This window comes from Stenotrophomonas sp. (assembly GCF_032056425.1).
Lineage (GTDB): Bacteria > Pseudomonadota > Gammaproteobacteria > Xanthomonadales > Xanthomonadaceae > Stenotrophomonas.
Map to the genome: position 1 here is coordinate 204,045 of NZ_DAMBCN010000004.1, position 16,496 is coordinate 220,540.

Consider the following 16,496-nt stretch of genomic DNA (forward strand, 5'->3'; position numbering starts at 1 on the left):
ATGGGCAAGAACGAAAACAGCGAAGCCGCCGCACCGTCGCGCCTGGGCGTGTGGTTCCACCACCACGCGCACAGTGCGGTGTTCAGCCTGGGCCGCGCCTGCCGCAAGCCCTGGGCCACCCTGCTGACGGTGATGGTCATGGCGCTGGCGCTGGCCCTGCCGCTGGGCCTGTCCATTGCCCTGGACAACCTCAAGCAGTTTGCCGGCAGCGTGCAGCAGTCGCGCGACATCAACGTGTTCCTGAAGGCCGACGTGGATGGCCCCGGCGCGCTGCGCCTGGCCGGCGAACTGCGGGACCGCCAGGACGTGGCCAATGTGGCCGTGCGCACGCCGGAACAGGGGCTGGAGGAACTGCGCCAGGCGGGTCTGGGCGAGGCGATCGACGCCCTCAACGACAACCCGCTGCCCTCGCTGCTGGTGGTGACCCCGGCGCAGGGGCAGGACGATGCGCGACTGGCGCGCGCGCTGGAAAGTCTGCCCGGTGCCGACCTGGTGCAGCACGATGCGCTGTGGCGCAAGCGCCTGGATGCCTGGCTGGCATTCGGCGCGCGCCTGGTACAAGTGCTGTCGGCGCTGCTGGGCGCGGGCGCCGCGCTGGTGGTGGGTAATACCGTGCGCCTGGATATCCAGGCCCGTCGTGAGGAAATCGGCGTGCTGCAGCTGCTGGGCGCCAGCGATGGCTTCATCCGTCGTCCGTTCCTGTACCTGGGCGCGTGGTACGGCCTGGGCGCCGGTGCCGTCGCGCTCGCGCTGATCGGCGTGGCCGGTGCAGCCTTGCGTGCGCCGCTGGCCGAACTTTCGCGCAGCTACGGCAGCCCGTTCGTACTGCACGGGCTGGACCTGTTGCACGGCAGCCTGGTGCTGCTGGGCACGCTGCTGCTGGGCTGGCTGGGGGCGTGGCTGGTGACCGGTCATTTCCTGCGCCAGACCCGACCTACCGACACCTGAGACTGGCATGCAACCGCAAGCGCTGAAGCATCTTGAAGGGCCCGCGACGCGGGTGATGGTGGTCGACGGTTCCAAGCTGGTGCGCAAGCTGATTGCCGACGTGCTGCAGCGCGACCTGCCCGGCGTGGACGTGATCGGTTGCGACAGCATCGAAGAAGCACAGCAGGCGTTGGCGCAGGGGCCGGTCGATCTGGTTACTACCTCGCTCACCCTGCGTGATGGCGACGGCCTGGACCTGGCCCGCAAGGTGCGCGAGGCCGCCGGCCAGGCCTATGTGCCGGTGATCGTGGTGTCCGGTGACGCGCAGCAGCACCTGGAGCAGCGCCGTTTCACCGAGTTCGTCACCGACTATTTCGACAAGGCGCTGGGCCATGAAGCCCTGGCGACGTTCATCCGCGGCTACGTGCAGCCACAGACCATCCCCGGCGCAACCATCCTGTATGTCGAGGACAGCCGGGTGGTGGCCGAAGCGACCAAGCGGATGCTCGAGCGCCAGCAGTTGAACGTGCTGCACGTGGTGAGTGCCGAAGAAGCCTTCACCCTGCTTACCGCCGAATCGCTGGGCCGCAGCCGCCACCGCATCGACCTGGTGCTGACCGACGTGACCTTGAAGGGGGAGCTGAGCGGCCGCGACGTGGTGCAGCGCGTGCGCGTGGATTTCGGCTACGGCAAGCGCCGCCTGCCGGTGCTGGTGATGACCGGCGACGGCAACCCGCATAACCAGACCGGCCTGCTGCAGGCCGGTGCCAACGATCTGGTGCTCAAGCCGATCGAAGAACGCCTGCTGGTGACCAAGGTGCTGTTCCAGTTGCGCCTGGCCCGCTTGAACGATGGACCCGTATTGAAATGATCGATGATGTCGTGGAAACCCCGGCGATCCAGCTGGAGCCGAGCTGGAAAGCGCGCGTGGGCGATTATCTGCTGCAGCCGCAGATGCGCGAGCTGTCCGCGTTCCTGCGCCAGCGCAAGGCCAGTGGCGCAGCGGTGTTCCCACCGGGGCCGCAGATCTTCGCCGCGTTCGACGCCACCCCGTTCGAGCAGGTGAAGGTGGTGGTGCTGGGGCAGGACCCCTACCACGGCCAGGGTCAGGCCCATGGCCTGAGCTTCTCGGTGCAGCCCGGCGTGCCGGTGCCGCCCTCGCTGCTGAACATCTACAAAGAGATCGAAGGCGACCTGGGCATTGCCCGGCCCGATCACGGTTGCCTGATGCCATGGGCGCAACGCGGCGTGCTGCTGTTGAACGCCGTGCTGACAGTGGAAGAGGGCAGCGCGGGCGCCCACCAGGGCCGTGGCTGGGAAGGCTTCACCGACCACGTGGTGGACGTGCTGAACCGTGAGCGCGACGGCCTGGTGTTCATGCTGTGGGGCGCGTATGCGCAGAAGAAAGGCAAGGTGATCGACACCGGCCGCCACCGCGTGCTGAAGGCGCCGCATCCGTCGCCGTTGTCGGCGCACCGCGGCTTCCTGGGCTGCCGCCATTTCTCCATGGCCAACGAATACCTGCAACGCCACGGCCAGGCGCCGATCGACTGGTCACTGCCGCCGCGCGCCCGCCTGTAACCCCGGGCGGGCCCGCCGCAGCGTCATACCCCCAGCATTTCGATGATGTCGTGCGCCACCTGGCGCTTGCGCGGCGGCAGGCGCCGCACCAGTGACAGGATGTTGCCCTCCAGGTCATTGCGCGCGTAATCGGCGCTGGGCGGCGCCGCGCTCAGTTCTTCATCATCGGCTCTGCCGCAGCCGCGGCCGGTCGCCAGCCATTCAAAGCGGACCTGGGTCACCACCGCGATCCGGGCCAGATGCGACACGCTGGGATGGGTGCCGCCGCGCCGCTCCCATTGCGCGACCGCACTGCGCTTTACCCCGGTTTGCTGCGCCAACTGTGTCTGTGAAAGGCCGGCCGCCGTGCGCGCACCGCGGATTCGATCAGCCATCGACAACATCGGTATTCCCCCTTTCCCTGTCCCTAGTTGATGGGTGGTTATCGATACTTACCGGGCAGCGATTCTTTTACGTGCTTGTACAGAATGACTGTCCGCCCTTGCCGCACCTGGGTTTCCCATCGTCTCCTCCCTGGCGACAGTGCTGCTTACTACGGTCTTCACGCCGTCTTGTTTGACCCCCACGTGCGCAAACGTAATTAATCGCCAAACCGGCCACGCAGCGCCGGAAAACATCAGAAACATCGAAGCCAGTGTGCGTCACATGCCTCATCACCGGCAATGTCCGGGCGGTGTTGGGCGCGTGCAGCCGCGGCGCAGGGGATGGGCGATGGATAAGGCTTCAGTCGTGAAGCGGGTGTCAGCGTTACTCACCAAAGTAAATGTCCTGCTATTTAGTGTGATCCTGTGCACATTAATAATGGCCGTGCCGACGGCTCGCGCCCAGGATGCCTGTACCGCCAATGGCGCCTGTGTTTCCGCCGGGCCGCGCCTGGTGTCGGTGGATTCCACCCAGAGCCCCGTGTTGAATCTGTTGTTCAGCACGCTGCTGCCCGGCACCAGCGTCCAGCTGACCGCGTTGGACTGGAACAACCTGGCCGGCGCCGACATCAATCTCAATGCGCTGCTCACCCAGCTCAACGGCGGGGTGGTGGTCAGCGATCCCAGCCAGGTGCTCAACGCCAACATCACCCTGGCCCAGCTGCAGGCGGCGATGGTGTCGGTGCTGCAGGCCGACGGCAAGACCGCAGCCGCCAGCGCGCTGGGCCTGCTCAGCCCGTCCATCGGTGGCCTGACCGGCAACATCCGCCTGGCCGATCTGCTGCAGGTCAGCCTGCCGCCGGGCTCGCTGGCCACGGTGAACCTGGACGTGCTGGACCTGATCACCGGTGGCGTGCAGCTGTACAACTTCCGCAACGTGGTCACCACGCCCACGCCGATCACCCTGACCACCGCGCAGCTGGGGCCGCTGGGGCTGGGCGGGCTGGCCAATGTGCGCGTGTGGGCGCAGGTGGTGGAACCGCCGGTGTTCAACTGCGGCCCGGTCGGCACCAGCTTCCACAGCGCCGCGATCCGCATCAAGCTGGACTTCGACATCGTGCAGGGCCTGAGCGTGGCGCCGCTGATCTCGGCGGTGAACGGACTGAACGTGGGCGGGCTGGTCTCGCTGTCGGGCACCAGCATCAATGCATCGCTGGTGCATCTGTCGGTCTATGCCGATGTGGCGCGCGCCGAGGGCACCATCAGCGCGGTCAGCCTGGCCAGCAACGCGGTGACCCTGCAGGCGCGGCCGGGCCTGGTGAACGTGTACGTGGGCACGATCAGCGACGCGGTGTTCTTCAACCGCAGCGCCGTGCTTACGCCGGCCAGCGTGACCCCGATCAACGCCACCACGTTGAACGTCACCGTTGCGGTCAGCCTGTTGTCCACCAGCGTGAAAGTGGCCGACGTGGATGTGCCGCTGACCGTGTCGGTGCGCGCCGTCGCCACCGCCACGCCCGGCCTGCAGTCGGTGGTGGTACCCGGTGCATTTCCACAGACACGCACGCTTACCGCGGGCACGGTCAGCGCCAGCACCATGGTCACCTCGTTGATCAATTCGCTGGACGTGACCATCACCAGTGGCACGCCGGTGGTGCGCCTGGTCAATGCGCTGATCACGCTGCCGCTGCCGGTGAACACCATCGTCAACGCGCTGGTATCCACCCTGCTGCCACCGCTGCGCACCGTGGTGAATGCACTGGTGGGACCGGTGCTGACGACGGTGCTGGGCGGGGTGGTCGACAACCTGCTGGCCCTGCTGGGCATCCGCATCGGCCAGGCGGTGTTCACCGTGGAAAGCATTTCGCAGAGCTGCGCGGCCACCGTGCAGCTGGTGAAGACGCTGGCGCCGACCACCGACACCGGCGTGTTCAACCTGAGCGTGGCACAGGGCGCGACGGTGCTGGCCAGCGTGGCCAACGTCGGCAACAACGGCGCCACCAGCGCCGTGGTCACCACGCCCGGCACGGTCTACACCCTGGCTGAAACCGCCGGCACCGCAACGGTTCTGGCGCGCTACGCCAGCAGTTGGGAGTGCAAGGACCAGGCCGGCATCACGCTCAGCAGCGGCACTGGCCAGAGCTTCAACTTCACTGCGCCCGCATTGGCCGCGCAGCCACTCACCGTGGTCTGCCGCATCACCAACCGCACGCGCCAGGCCGATCTTTCGATCAGCAAGAGTGATGGCAGTGCGACCTACACACCGGGCGGCAGCGCGAGTTACGTGCTCACCGTCAGCAATGCCGGCCCCGATGCGGTGACCGCCGCGCAGGTCAGCGACACGCTGCCGGCAGGCGCCACGCTGAGCGCGCCGTGGACCTGCAGTGCCTCGGCCGGCAGCGCATGCAGTGCCGCCAGTGGCGGTGCGGCCGGCGGCACCAGCGTCAGCCTGGGGGTCAACCTGATCAATGGGGGGCAGGCCACGATCACCGTGCCTGTCAGCTTCAGCGCCGATCCGGGCGCGTACTAGCCGTATCCACCCGGGCCGCTGCGCTGTGCGCGGCCCGGCAGCAACGACGCTTCATGTGACGCGCAGGTGGGGAACGCCAGAGCCTGCGCGGTGCTTTCGAGGATGATAGCATGCCCACCGCCCGCGCCCGTCGCTTGATCCGCCTGCCCGGCCACGATTGCCTGCGCGTGCGCGCGCTGCAGTGGGGCGCGGCGTTGCTGGCTACCCTGGCGATGAGCGGCGCGCAGGCACAGGCGTACCGCAACCCGCTGGTGAACACCGCCACGGTGACCGCGCCGGCCGATGTGTCCGATCCCACCCCGGGCAACAACAGCAGCAGCGACAGCAACACACTGGCCGCCAGCGCGCAGCTGAGCATCGTCAAGACCATCACCACGCCGGTGCCGGTCGCGGCCGGTGGGGCGGTGCAGTACCGCATTGAAGTGCGCAACACCGGCCCGTCGCAGGCGGTGGGCGCCACCCTTACCGATTCGGTGCCCGCGCAGCTGAGCGGGGTCACCTGGACCTGCGCGGCCGTTTCCGCCGCCACGTCCTGTTCGGCGGCGTCGGGCACCGGCAGTCTGAATGTCGGCGTCAACGTGGGCGTGGGCGATGTGCTGGTGGTGCTGGTCAATGGCACCGCACCGACGGTCACCCCGGCCACCATTTCCGCCAACGTGGCCACCATCACGCCGCCGTCGGGCACCACCGATCCGACCCCGGGTGACAACACCGCCACCACGTCCACCATCGCCGTGCAGGCGGCGGCCATCGTCGCCAACAACGATGACTACAGCGCCACGCCGTTCCCGCCGGGCGGCGGTGGCAGTACACCGCGCGTGTTCGGCAACGACACCCTGGGTGGTGCGGCGTTTGCCGATGCCGCGGTCGTTGCCACGCTGACCAACGCCCCGTCCGGCTATGCCATCGCGGCCAACGGCACCATCAGCGTGCCGGCTACCGCAGCGGCCGGGCCGGTCAGCCTGACCTACCAGATCTGCGAAGTGGCTTCGCCCAGCAACTGCGCCAGCGCCACGGTCACCTTGCTGGTCAGCCCCGATGCGCTGGATGACAGCGTGGCCGTGCAGGCCGGGCAGGCGGTGAACGGCAACGTTGCCAGCAACGACAATGTCTTTACCGGTTCCACCTTCGTGCAGACCGGCGCGGCGCCCAGCCAGGGCAGCGTGGTGCTGCAGGCCAGCGGCGCGTTCACCTACACCGCCAACGCGGGCGCCACCGGCACCGATACCTTCGGCTACCAGGTGTGCCTGCCGGCACCGAACGCGGCGGTGTGTGACGCCGCAACGGTCACGGTGAACCTGACCGCCAACACCATCGATGCGGTGAACGATGATTTCAGCGCCGCGCCGATCGCTGCGTCCAGCGGCGGCACCACGGCCAGCGTGCTGGGCAACGACACCTTCAATGGCGCGGCGGTGGTGCCGGCCAATCTGACCACCACGCTGATCACCGCACCGGCGGGGTACCTGATCAACGCGGCAGGCGTGGTCACGGTGCCGGCCAACGCCGTGGCCGGTCCGGTCACCCTGGGCTACCGCATCTGCCTGACCGCCGCGCCAACGCTGTGCGATACGGCCAGCGTGCAGCTGGTCATCGCCCCCGACGCGGTGGACGACAGCATCGCGACACCGGGCGCGGGACAGCCGGTGTCGGCCAACGTCGGCAGCAACGACAACACCCCTGCCGGCTCCACCTTCAGCCTCGGCACCGCCGCTAGCAAGGGCGCGGTGACCGTGAACAGCGACGGCAGCTACACCTACACGCCCAATGCCGGCGTCACCGGCAGCGACACGTTCGGCTACCAGGTCTGCCTGCCGGCGCCGAACGTTGCCGTGTGCGATACCGCGACGGTCACCGTCACCCTCGGCGCCAATGCGCTGGTGGCCAACGACGATCTGTTTGCCACCCCGGTGCCCGGACTTGCGGGTGGCACGACGCCCAGCGTGCTGGGCAATGACACCCTCAATGGCCTTGCGGTTACCGCAGGCACCGTCACTGCAACGCTGCAGGCACCGGTAACGGGCTTCAGCCTGGATGCTTCCAGCGGCGTGATCACCGTGGCCGCAGGCACCACGCCGGGCGCGGCGACCCTGGCCTACCAGCTGTGCGAAGTGGCAGCCCCGACCAACTGCGATACCGCCAGCGTGCAGGTGCTGGTCGCGCCCACCGCCGTAGCCGACAACGTGCCCGTGCAGTCAGGGCAGGCGGTGACCGGCTCGGTGGCCAGCAATGACAGTGCCGGTACCGGTGCGGAATTCAGCGTGCTGGTCGCCCCCACCCAGGGAACGCTGGTGCTGGCCGCCGATGGCGGCTTCACCTACACCTCGGCCGCCGGCAGCAGTGGCACCGACAGCGCCAGCTACCAGGTCTGCCTGCCCGCGCCCAACAGTGCGGTGTGTTCGACTGCAACGGTCACCTTCGTCATTACCGCCAACACGGTCGATGCGGTGGACGATGCCTTCGGCACGCCGGCCATTTCGCCGGTGACCGGCGGCAGTACCCCCAGCGTGCTGGGCAACGATCTGTTCAATGGCGCTGCAGTGACGGCCGCGCAGGTGAGCGTGAGCCTGGTCAACACGCCCCCTCCGGGTTACACCGTCACCAGTGCCGGGGTGATCAACGTGCCGGCCGGCGCTGCTGCCGGTGCGCAGACGCTCACCTACGAGCTGTGCGAGGCGGGTACGAGCAACTGCGATACCGCCCAGGTTGCGCTGGTGGTGGCGCCTGCTGCGGTGGACGATGGTTTCAGCACCTCGGCCGGGCAGACCCTGGTGGGCGATGTCGGTCTGAACGACAACGCGCCGGCGGGCGCGACCTACAGCGTACTGACCCCGCCGGCTGCGGGTACGTTCACCCTGCAGGGCAATGGCAGCTTCAGCTATGTGCCCGGCGCCGCCAGCACGCAGACCGTGCAGTACCAGGTCTGCCTGCCCGCACCGGATGCCGCCGTCTGTGCCGCCGGCACGGTCACGATCACGGTGGTGGCCAACACCCTTGATGCGGTGGACGACAACTTCCGCAGCCCGGTGTTCGCACCGGGGGCCGGCGGCACCACGCCCACGGTGTTCGGCAACGACACCTTCAACGGCGGCCCGGTCAATCCGCTGCAGGTCACGGCCAATCTGGTGGCCCCGCCTACCGGTTTCAGCATCGATGGCAACGGCATCATCACCGTGGCCAGCTACGCGCCGGCCGGTGCCACCACGCTCACCTATTCGCTGTGCGAGCAGGGCGGCAGCACCTGCGATACCGCCGCCGTGCAGGTCCTGGTTGCGCCCGATGCCGTCGATGACAGTGGCAGCGTGACCGGCACCCAGCCGGGCACCTTCGATCTGGCGGCCAACGACAACGTGCCTGCCGGTGCCAGCTATACCGTCATCTCGCCGCCCACGCTGGGCACCGCGGTGCTGGCGACCAGCGGCAGCCTGCAGTACACCGCCAACGCGGGCGCCAGCGGTACCGATACCCTGACCTACCAGGTGTGTCTGCCGGCGCCGGACGGTGCCGTCTGCGATACCGCCCAGGTGACGCTGACCCTGGCGGCCGCTGCACTGGTGGCGGTGAATGATGATTTCAGCGCCAGCCCGGTCCCGCCGGGCGGTGGCAGCACCGCCAGCGTGCTGCTCAACGACACCTTCAATGGTGCGGCCATCATGCCGGGCACCACTCCGGTTACCGCCAGCGTGACCACCCTGGTGTCCGGTTACAGCATGGCCGCCAATGGCGTCATCAGCGTCGCGGCCGGTACCTTGCCGGGCTCGGTGGCGCTGGGCTACCAGGTCTGCGAAACCGCCGCGCCGACCAATTGCGCCACCGCCACCGCGGTGGTGGTGATGAGCCCGGATACGGTGAACGATGCGCTGCCGGCCGCGGCCGGTGCGACCACGGTATTGAATGTACTGGCCAACGACGTGGCACCGGCCACGCCGGTGGTGACTGTCAGCGTGGCGCCGGTGAATGGCAGCGCCGTGGTCAACGCCGACGGCAGCATCAGCTACACCCCCACGGGCGGTTTCACCGGGCCGGACAGCTTCACCTACCAGCTGTGCCTGCCGGCACCCCACGGCAGCGTGTGTGATACCGCCACGGTGGCGGTGACGGTCAGCACGACCTCGCTGGTCGCGGTGAATGACAGCTTCCTGGCCACGCCCATCGATCCTGCTGCCGGTGGCAGCACCGCCAGCGTGCTGATCAACGACACCTTCAGTGGCAGTGCGATCGTGCCGGGCACCACGCCGGTTACCGCCTCGCTGGTGACGCCGGTGGCCGGCTACAGCCTGTCGGCCGATGGCGTGGTGAGCGTGGCCGCGGGCACGCGCCCGGCCGCGACCACGCTCAGCTACCAGGTCTGCGAGAACGCGGTGCCGACCAACTGCGCCGCCGCAACCGCGCTGGTAGCGGTCAGCCCCGATGCCGTCGCCGACAGCCTGCCGGCCACCGCAGGCACCACCACGGTGTTGAACGTGCTGGCCAATGACGCCGCGCCGCTGAACCCGGTGGTTACCGTCAGTGGCGGTCCGAGCCAGGGCACGGCGGTGGCCAATGGCGATGGCACCATCAGCTACACGCCCACCGGCGGCTTCACCGGGACCGACACCTTCACCTACCAGCTGTGCCTGCCCGCGCCGGGCGGCACCGTGTGCGATACCGCCACGGTGACCGTCAACGTCAGCGCTACCTCGCTGGTGGCCAGCAACGATGACTTCAGCGCCAGCCCGATTGCACCGGCCACCGGAGGCAGCACCAGCAGCGTGTTGTTGAACGACACCTTCAGTGGCGCGCCCATCGTGCCGGGCACCACCCCGGTCACGGCGAGCCTGATTGCCGCGCCGGCCGGTTACACGATGTCGGCCAGCGGTGTGATCACCGTGGCCGCCGGAACCACGCCGGCCGCGGCCACCCTGAACTACCAGGTCTGCGAAAACGTGGTGCCGGGCAACTGTGCCGCGGCTACCGCACTGGTGGCGGTCCGCCCGGACGCGGTGGCCGATGCACTGCCGGCGGCCGCCGGCGCCACCACCGTACTGAACGTGCTGGCCAACGATGCTGCGCCGCTGAACCCGCTGGTGACCGTATCGGTGGCGGCGGGCAACGGCACGACCGTCGTCAATGGCGACGGCACCATCAGCTACACGCCCACCGTCGGCTTCACCGGCACCGATACCTTCAGCTACCAGGTCTGCCTGCCGGCGCCGGCTGCAGCGGTCTGTGATACCGCAGCGGTGACCGTCACCGTGGCAGCCACGACGCTGGCGGCGGCCAACGATGATTTCAGCAGCAGCCCGATCGCGCCCGGAGCGGGCGGCAGCACCGCCAGTGTGTTGTTGAACGACACGTTCAATGGCGTGGCCATCGTGCCGGGGACCACGGCGGTGACCGCGTCGCTGCTGACAACGGTGGCGGGCTACAGCATGTCGGCCACTGGCGTGATCAGCGTGGCCGCAGGAGCGCCGCCGGCGGCGACGACGCTGAACTACCAGGTCTGCGAAAACGCGGTGCCGAGCAACTGCGCCTCGGCCTCGGCCGTGGTCGCGGTCAGCCCGGTGGCCGTGGCTGATACCCTGCCTGCCACGGCCGGTGCCACCACCGTGCTGAACGTGCTGGCCAATGACACCGCACCGCAGGACCCGGTGGTGACCGTGTCGGTGGCGCCGACCAACGGCACCACTACGGTGAATGCCGACGGCAGCATCAGCTACACGCCGACGGCAGGCTACACCGGTGCCGACAGCTTCACCTACCAGTTGTGCCTGCCCGCGCCGGCGGCAACTGTCTGCGCCACCGCAACCGTTTCGCTTACGGTCAGCAACACGTCGCTGGTCGCCACCCACGATGACTTCACCGCAGCGCCGATCACGCCGGTCACCGGTGGCAGCACGGCCAGCGTGCTGCTCAACGATACGTTCAATGGCGCGCCCATCGTGCCGGGCACGACCGCCGTGACGGCTTCGCTGCTGGCGCCGCCCAGCGGCTACAGCATGTCGGCCAGCGGGGTGATCAGCGTTGCGGCGGGCACCACGCCGGCGGCGACCACGCTGAACTACCAGGTCTGCGAGAACGCGGCGCCGACCAACTGTGCGGCCGCCACCGCCGTGGTGGCGGTCAGCCCGCAGGCGGTGGCCGATGCGCTGCCCGCCGCCGCTGGCAGCACCACCGTGCTGAACGTGCTGGCCAACGATCGCGCCCCGGCCAACCCGACGGTGACGGTGTCGGTGGCGCCGAGCAACGGCAGCACCACGGTGAACGCCGACGGCAGCATCAGCTACACGCCGACCGCGGGCTTCACCGGAACCGACAGCTTCACCTACCAGGTGTGCCTGCCGGCCCCCGGCGCCACGGTCTGCGATTCGGCGACGGTGACGGTGACCGTCAGTGCGACCACGCTCACCGCGCTCAACGATGACTTCACCACGGCGCCGATCGCGCCCGTGGCAGGTGGCAGCACGACCAGCGTGCTGTTGAACGACACGTTCAACGGCGCAGCCATCGTGCCCGGTACGACGCCGGTTACCGCCTCGCTGGTGACGCCGGTGAACGGCTACAGCATGAACCCGGCGGGGGTGATCACGGTGGCACCCGGCACCACGCCTGCCGCAGTGACGTTGAACTACCAGGTCTGCGAAGACGCCGTACCGACCAACTGCGCCGGCGCCTCGGCCATCGTGGCGGTCAGCCCGGAGGCCATGGCGGACACCCTGAACGCAACGGCGGGGACCACCACGTTGCTCAACGTGCTGGCAAACGACACCGCGCCGCTGAACCCGGTGGTGACCGTGTCGGCCGCACCGGCCAATGGCACCGCCACGGTCAATGCCGATGGCAGCATCAACTACACCCCGACGCCCGGCTTTACCGGCGCAGACAGCTTCACCTACCAGCTGTGCCTGCCGGCGCCCGGCAGTGCGGTCTGCGACACCGCCACGGTCAGCCTGACCGTGAGTGCCAACGGCATCACCGCGCTCGCCGACGACTTCACGGGCACCCCGATTGCGCCCGCCGCCGGTGGCAGTACCGCCAGCGTGCTGTTGAACGACACGTTCAATGGTGGGGCGATCGTACCGGGCACCACCCCGGTCAGCGCCTCGTTGGTGACCCCGGTCACTGGCTACGTCATGAGTGCCTCCGGCGTCATTACTGTCGCGGCGGGCACCACGCCGGCGGCGGTGACGCTGAACTACCAGGTCTGCGAAACGGCTGTGCCCACCAACTGCGCGCAGTCCACGGCCGTGGTGGCGGTCAGCCCGGACGCGGTGGCCGACACCCTGCTGGCCGCCGCCGGTACCAGCACCATCCTGAACGTGCTGGCCAACGATACCGCGCCGTTGAACCCGGTGGTGACGGTGACGGCGGCGCCTGCCAACGGTGTTGCCACCGTGCTGGCAGACGGCACCATCCGCTACTCGCCCTCGGAAGGCTTCACCGGGCCCGACAGCTTCACCTACCGGCTGTGCCTGCCGGCACCGGCCGCCGGTGTCTGCGATTCGGCCACGGTCAGCCTCACCGTCGCCGCCACCACCCTGGTGGCCACGGCCGATGACTTCACCGCTGCGCCGATCGCGCCCGTCGCCGGTGGCACCACCGCCAGCGTGCTGCTCAACGACACCTTCAACGGGCTGCCGATCACCCCCGGAACCACGCCTGTCACCGCCACGCTGGTCACCCCGCCGACGGGCTACACCATGGCTCCCAACGGGCAGATCACCGTGGCACCGGACACGCCGCCAGCGGCGACAACACTGACCTACCAGGTCTGCGAGAACGCAGTGCCGACCAACTGCGCGCAGGCCACCGCGGTGGTCGCGGTCAGCCCCGCTGCGGCCAACGACACGCTCACGGCGACCGCTGGCACCACCACGGTGCTCAATGTCACCGCCAACGACACGCTGCCTTCCAACCCGACGCTGACTGTGCTGGTGGCGCCGGGCAATGGGGCTGCCGTCGTCAACGCCGACAACACGATCAGCTACACGCCTACGGCAGGCTTCACAGGCAGCGACACCTTCACCTACCAGGTCTGCCTGCCCGCACCGGCAGCAGGGGTGTGCTCCACCGCCACCGTCACCGTGAACGTGGGCACGACCAGCGTGAGCGCGCTGAACGATGACTTCAGTACCACGCCCATCGTGCCGGCCACCGGCGGCGCCACCACCAGCGTGCTGCTGAATGACAGCTTCAACGGCGTCGCCATCGTTCCGGGTACCACGCCAGTAACCGCCACGCTGATCACGCCGCCCACCGGCTACAGCATGAGCCCGAGCGGCGTCATCACCGTGGCGGCGGGTCTGGCACCTGTCGCCACCACGTTGCGTTACCAGGTCTGCGAGAACGCGGTGCCGACCAACTGCGCGCAGGCTACCGCACTGGTAGCGGTGCGTCCGAACGCGGCCGACGACACGCTGTCGGCCGGTACCGGCACCACCGTGCTGAACGTTGCTGCCAACGACACGCTGCCGGTGAACCCGGTGTTCACGGTGATCGTCGCGCCCTTGAACGGGACCGCCGTGGTGAACGGTGACAACACCATCAGCTATACCCCGAACCCGGGCTTCACCGGCACCGACACCTTCACCTACCAGGTCTGCCTGCCGGCACCGAACCTCAATGTCTGCGATACCGCGTCGGTGAGCGTGACCGTGAGCGCCACGACCCTGCAGGCGGTGAGCGACAACTTCAGCGGTACGCCCACCTTGCCGGGTGCCGGCGGTTCCACGCCGTCGGTGCTGGGCAATGACCTGATCAATGGTGTGCCGGTGCAGCCGGCGCAGGTCACCGTGTCCCTGATCGCACCGCCTGCAGGCATCAGCATCGATGCCAACGGCATCATCAGCATTGCCGGCAGTGCGGCGGCCGGTGCGCTCAACCTGACCTACCAGATCTGCGAAGCCAGCAATACGGGCAACTGCGCGCAGGCCACGGCGCTGGTGCTGGTGCGTCCGGATGCGGTGAACGATGTGGCCACCACACCGGCCGGGCAGGCGCTGAGTGGCAGCGTGGCGGGCAATGACAATGCCGGCGGCGGTTCGGTGTTCTCGCTGGTGACCGCACCGGCACAGGGCACCGTGGTGCTCAATGCCAATGGCAGCTACACCTACACGCCCAACGCGGGCTACACCGGTAGCGATTCCTTCATCTACCAGCTGTGCCTGCCCGCGCCGTATGCCGGCGTGTGCGATACCGCCACGCTGACCATCACGGTCAGCGCCGCGGGCGGCACCTTGGTCGCGGTCGATGATGCGATTGCCGATGTGCCGGCCACCGGCGCGACGGCGGTGTTGAACGTGCTGGTGAACGACACGTTCAACGGCGCCGCGCTGGACCCGACCACCGTGCTGCTGACCCCCACCAACACCACGGCCATCACCATCCAGGCCAATGGCAGCGTGGACGTGGCGGCCGGTGTGGCCGGTGCCACCTACACCACCACCTACCAGATCTGCCTGGTCAGCCAGCCTGCTGTCTGCGATATCGGCACGGTGACGGTGACCCTGGCCAGCCCGCCGGCTGGCAGCACCGTGCAACCGGCCGACGACACCGCCAGCACGCCGCAGGACAGCCCGGTGGTCGTGCCGGTGCTGGCCAACGATCTGGTCTCCGGCAGCCCGGTGGTGCCATCGTCGGTGGCCGTGACCATCAGCACCGCACCCACCTCGGGCACCGCCGAGGTACTGGCCGATGACACCGTGCGCTACACGCCGGCGGCGACGTTCAGCGGCAGCGACACCTTCGCCTACACCGTCTGCACGCAGGCGGCGCCGGTGCAGTGCGGCACCGCCAGTGTGACGGTGCAGGTACAGGCCAACGCCGTTGAAGTGGTGGATGAGACGGTGACCACGCCCGATGGCGAACCGGTCACGATCTCGCTGCTGGACAACATCAGCACCAGCGGCGCGCCGATCAACCCGCGCTCGCTGCGCGTGCTGGCCGAGCCACGCTACGGCCGCCTGGGCTGCACCGATGGCATCTGCATCTACACCGCCTTCGTCGGCTACAGCGGCCAGGACGCCTTCACCTACAACATCTGCGACGTCTCCATTCCCACCCCGGTCTGCGCCGATGGCCGGGTCAACATCACCGTGACCGCCAGTGGTGCCGTGCTGCGCCTGACCAAGCAGGCGGCGCAGCGCACGGTGAAGGTGGGCGAACTGGTGCGCTACGTGGTGACCGTAGAGAACCTGGGTGAGGTAGACGCACTGGGCGTGAACGTGATTGATACGCTGCCGGCCGGCTTCACCTTCGTGCAGGAAGGCTTCGAGGCCCGCGATCTGGACAACGCCGCGTTCGTGAGCGCGCGTTCACCGCTGCGGGTGGAACGGGTGGATATCGCCGCCGGTGGCCGCGCCACGCTGGTGTACTACCTGCGCGTGGGGGCGGGCGTGGGCCAGGGCATCCACACCAACCGGGTGACCGCGGTGGATGCGGCCAATGCCAGCATCGGCAACGTGGCGTCGGCCGATGTGGAGGTGGTGGGCGATCCGTTGCTGGACGAGAGCCTGATCCTGGGCAGTGTGTTCGAAGACAGCAACGGCAACGGCATCCAGGATGACGGCGAGCGCGGCATTCCCGGCGTGCGCGTGGCATCGGTGGAAGGCCTGGTGATGGAAACCGATGCCTTCGGCCGCTACCACCTGGTCGGCATCAATGGCGGCCAGGCCCGCGGGCGCAACTTCATCCTGAAGGTGGACCCGACCACGCTGCCGGCCGAAGCGCGCTTCACCACGCGCAACCCGCTGCTGCGGCGGATCACCCCGGGGCTGCCGGTGCGCTTCGACTTCGGCGTGCAGCTGCCCGATGCACGGTTCGACAGCGGTCCTCCGGCCATGCGACTGGAGTTCGGCCCCGCACTGTTCGTGCCCGGCCGCGCCGAACTGGCGGCCGGCAACGAGGCGGTGCTGGTGCAGGCGGTCAACGCGTTGCAGGCACGCCAGGGCGGGGTGCTGCAGGTGCGTGCCGAGGCAGGGCAGGAGGCGTTGGCGGAACAACGCGGGCAGGTGCTGCAGCGGGCCGTGCTGGCGCGGTTGCCGGACGGGTGGGTTGACCGGGTGCAGGTGCAGGTACTGCCTGCGCCGGCCACCGTTGACCGCGCGGACCGCTGAGGA

6 protein-coding genes are annotated in these 16,496 nt (G+C 68.7%); 5 read left to right on the forward strand and 1 reads right to left on the reverse strand.

Going from position 1 to position 16,496, the window contains the following annotated elements:
- The 3 genes from ftsX to ung are packed head-to-tail and all read left to right on the forward strand — an operon-like array spanning window position 1 to window position 2,508.
- Window positions 1-948 (forward strand): permease-like cell division protein FtsX, encoded by a 948-nt coding sequence (gene ftsX / locus RTY46_RS05185; protein WP_312707003.1) that lies wholly within the window; start codon window positions 1-3, stop codon window positions 946-948.
- A gap of 7 nt (window positions 949-955) precedes the next feature.
- On the forward strand, window positions 956-1,798 hold the full coding sequence (locus tag RTY46_RS05190; protein WP_312707005.1) for a response regulator: 843 nt from the start codon (window positions 956-958) through the stop codon (window positions 1,796-1,798).
- A complete protein-coding gene (gene ung, locus RTY46_RS05195; protein ID WP_312707006.1) occupies window positions 1,795-2,508 on the forward strand; it encodes a uracil-DNA glycosylase in 714 nt (237 codons plus the stop codon). The genes RTY46_RS05190 and ung overlap by 4 nt, the downstream gene beginning before the upstream one ends.
- Before the next feature lie 23 nt (window positions 2,509-2,531).
- On the opposite strand, the gene RTY46_RS05200 is transcribed toward ung, so the two are convergent.
- A complete protein-coding gene (locus RTY46_RS05200) occupies window positions 2,532-2,882 on the reverse strand; it encodes a helix-turn-helix transcriptional regulator (protein ID WP_312707007.1) in 351 nt (116 codons plus the stop codon).
- Window positions 2,883-3,315: 433 nt separating this feature from the next.
- Between RTY46_RS05200 and RTY46_RS05205 the strand changes: the two genes are divergently transcribed.
- Window positions 3,316-5,400, forward strand: a complete 2,085-nt coding sequence (locus RTY46_RS05205; protein WP_312707009.1) for a hypothetical protein — start codon at window positions 3,316-3,318, stop codon at window positions 5,398-5,400.
- Between the two features lie 110 nt (window positions 5,401-5,510).
- On the forward strand, window positions 5,511-16,493 hold the full coding sequence (locus tag RTY46_RS05210; RefSeq protein WP_312707010.1) for an Ig-like domain-containing protein: 10,983 nt from the start codon (window positions 5,511-5,513) through the stop codon (window positions 16,491-16,493).
- Window positions 16,494-16,496: the final 3 nt, after the last annotated feature.

Coding starts and splice junctions, on each gene's coding strand:
- RTY46_RS05210 (WP_312707010.1), top strand. CDS start 5,511: ATGCCCACCGCCCGCGCCCGTCGCTTGATCCGCCTGCCCGGCCACGAT.
- ung (WP_312707006.1), top strand. CDS start 1,795: ATGATCGATGATGTCGTGGAAACCCCGGCGATCCAGCTGGAGCCGAGC.
- RTY46_RS05200 (WP_312707007.1), bottom strand. CDS start 2,882: ATGGCTGATCGAATCCGCGGTGCGCGCACGGCGGCCGGCCTTTCACAG.
- ftsX (WP_312707003.1), top strand. CDS start 1: ATGGGCAAGAACGAAAACAGCGAAGCCGCCGCACCGTCGCGCCTGGGC.
- RTY46_RS05190 (WP_312707005.1), top strand. CDS start 956: ATGCAACCGCAAGCGCTGAAGCATCTTGAAGGGCCCGCGACGCGGGTG.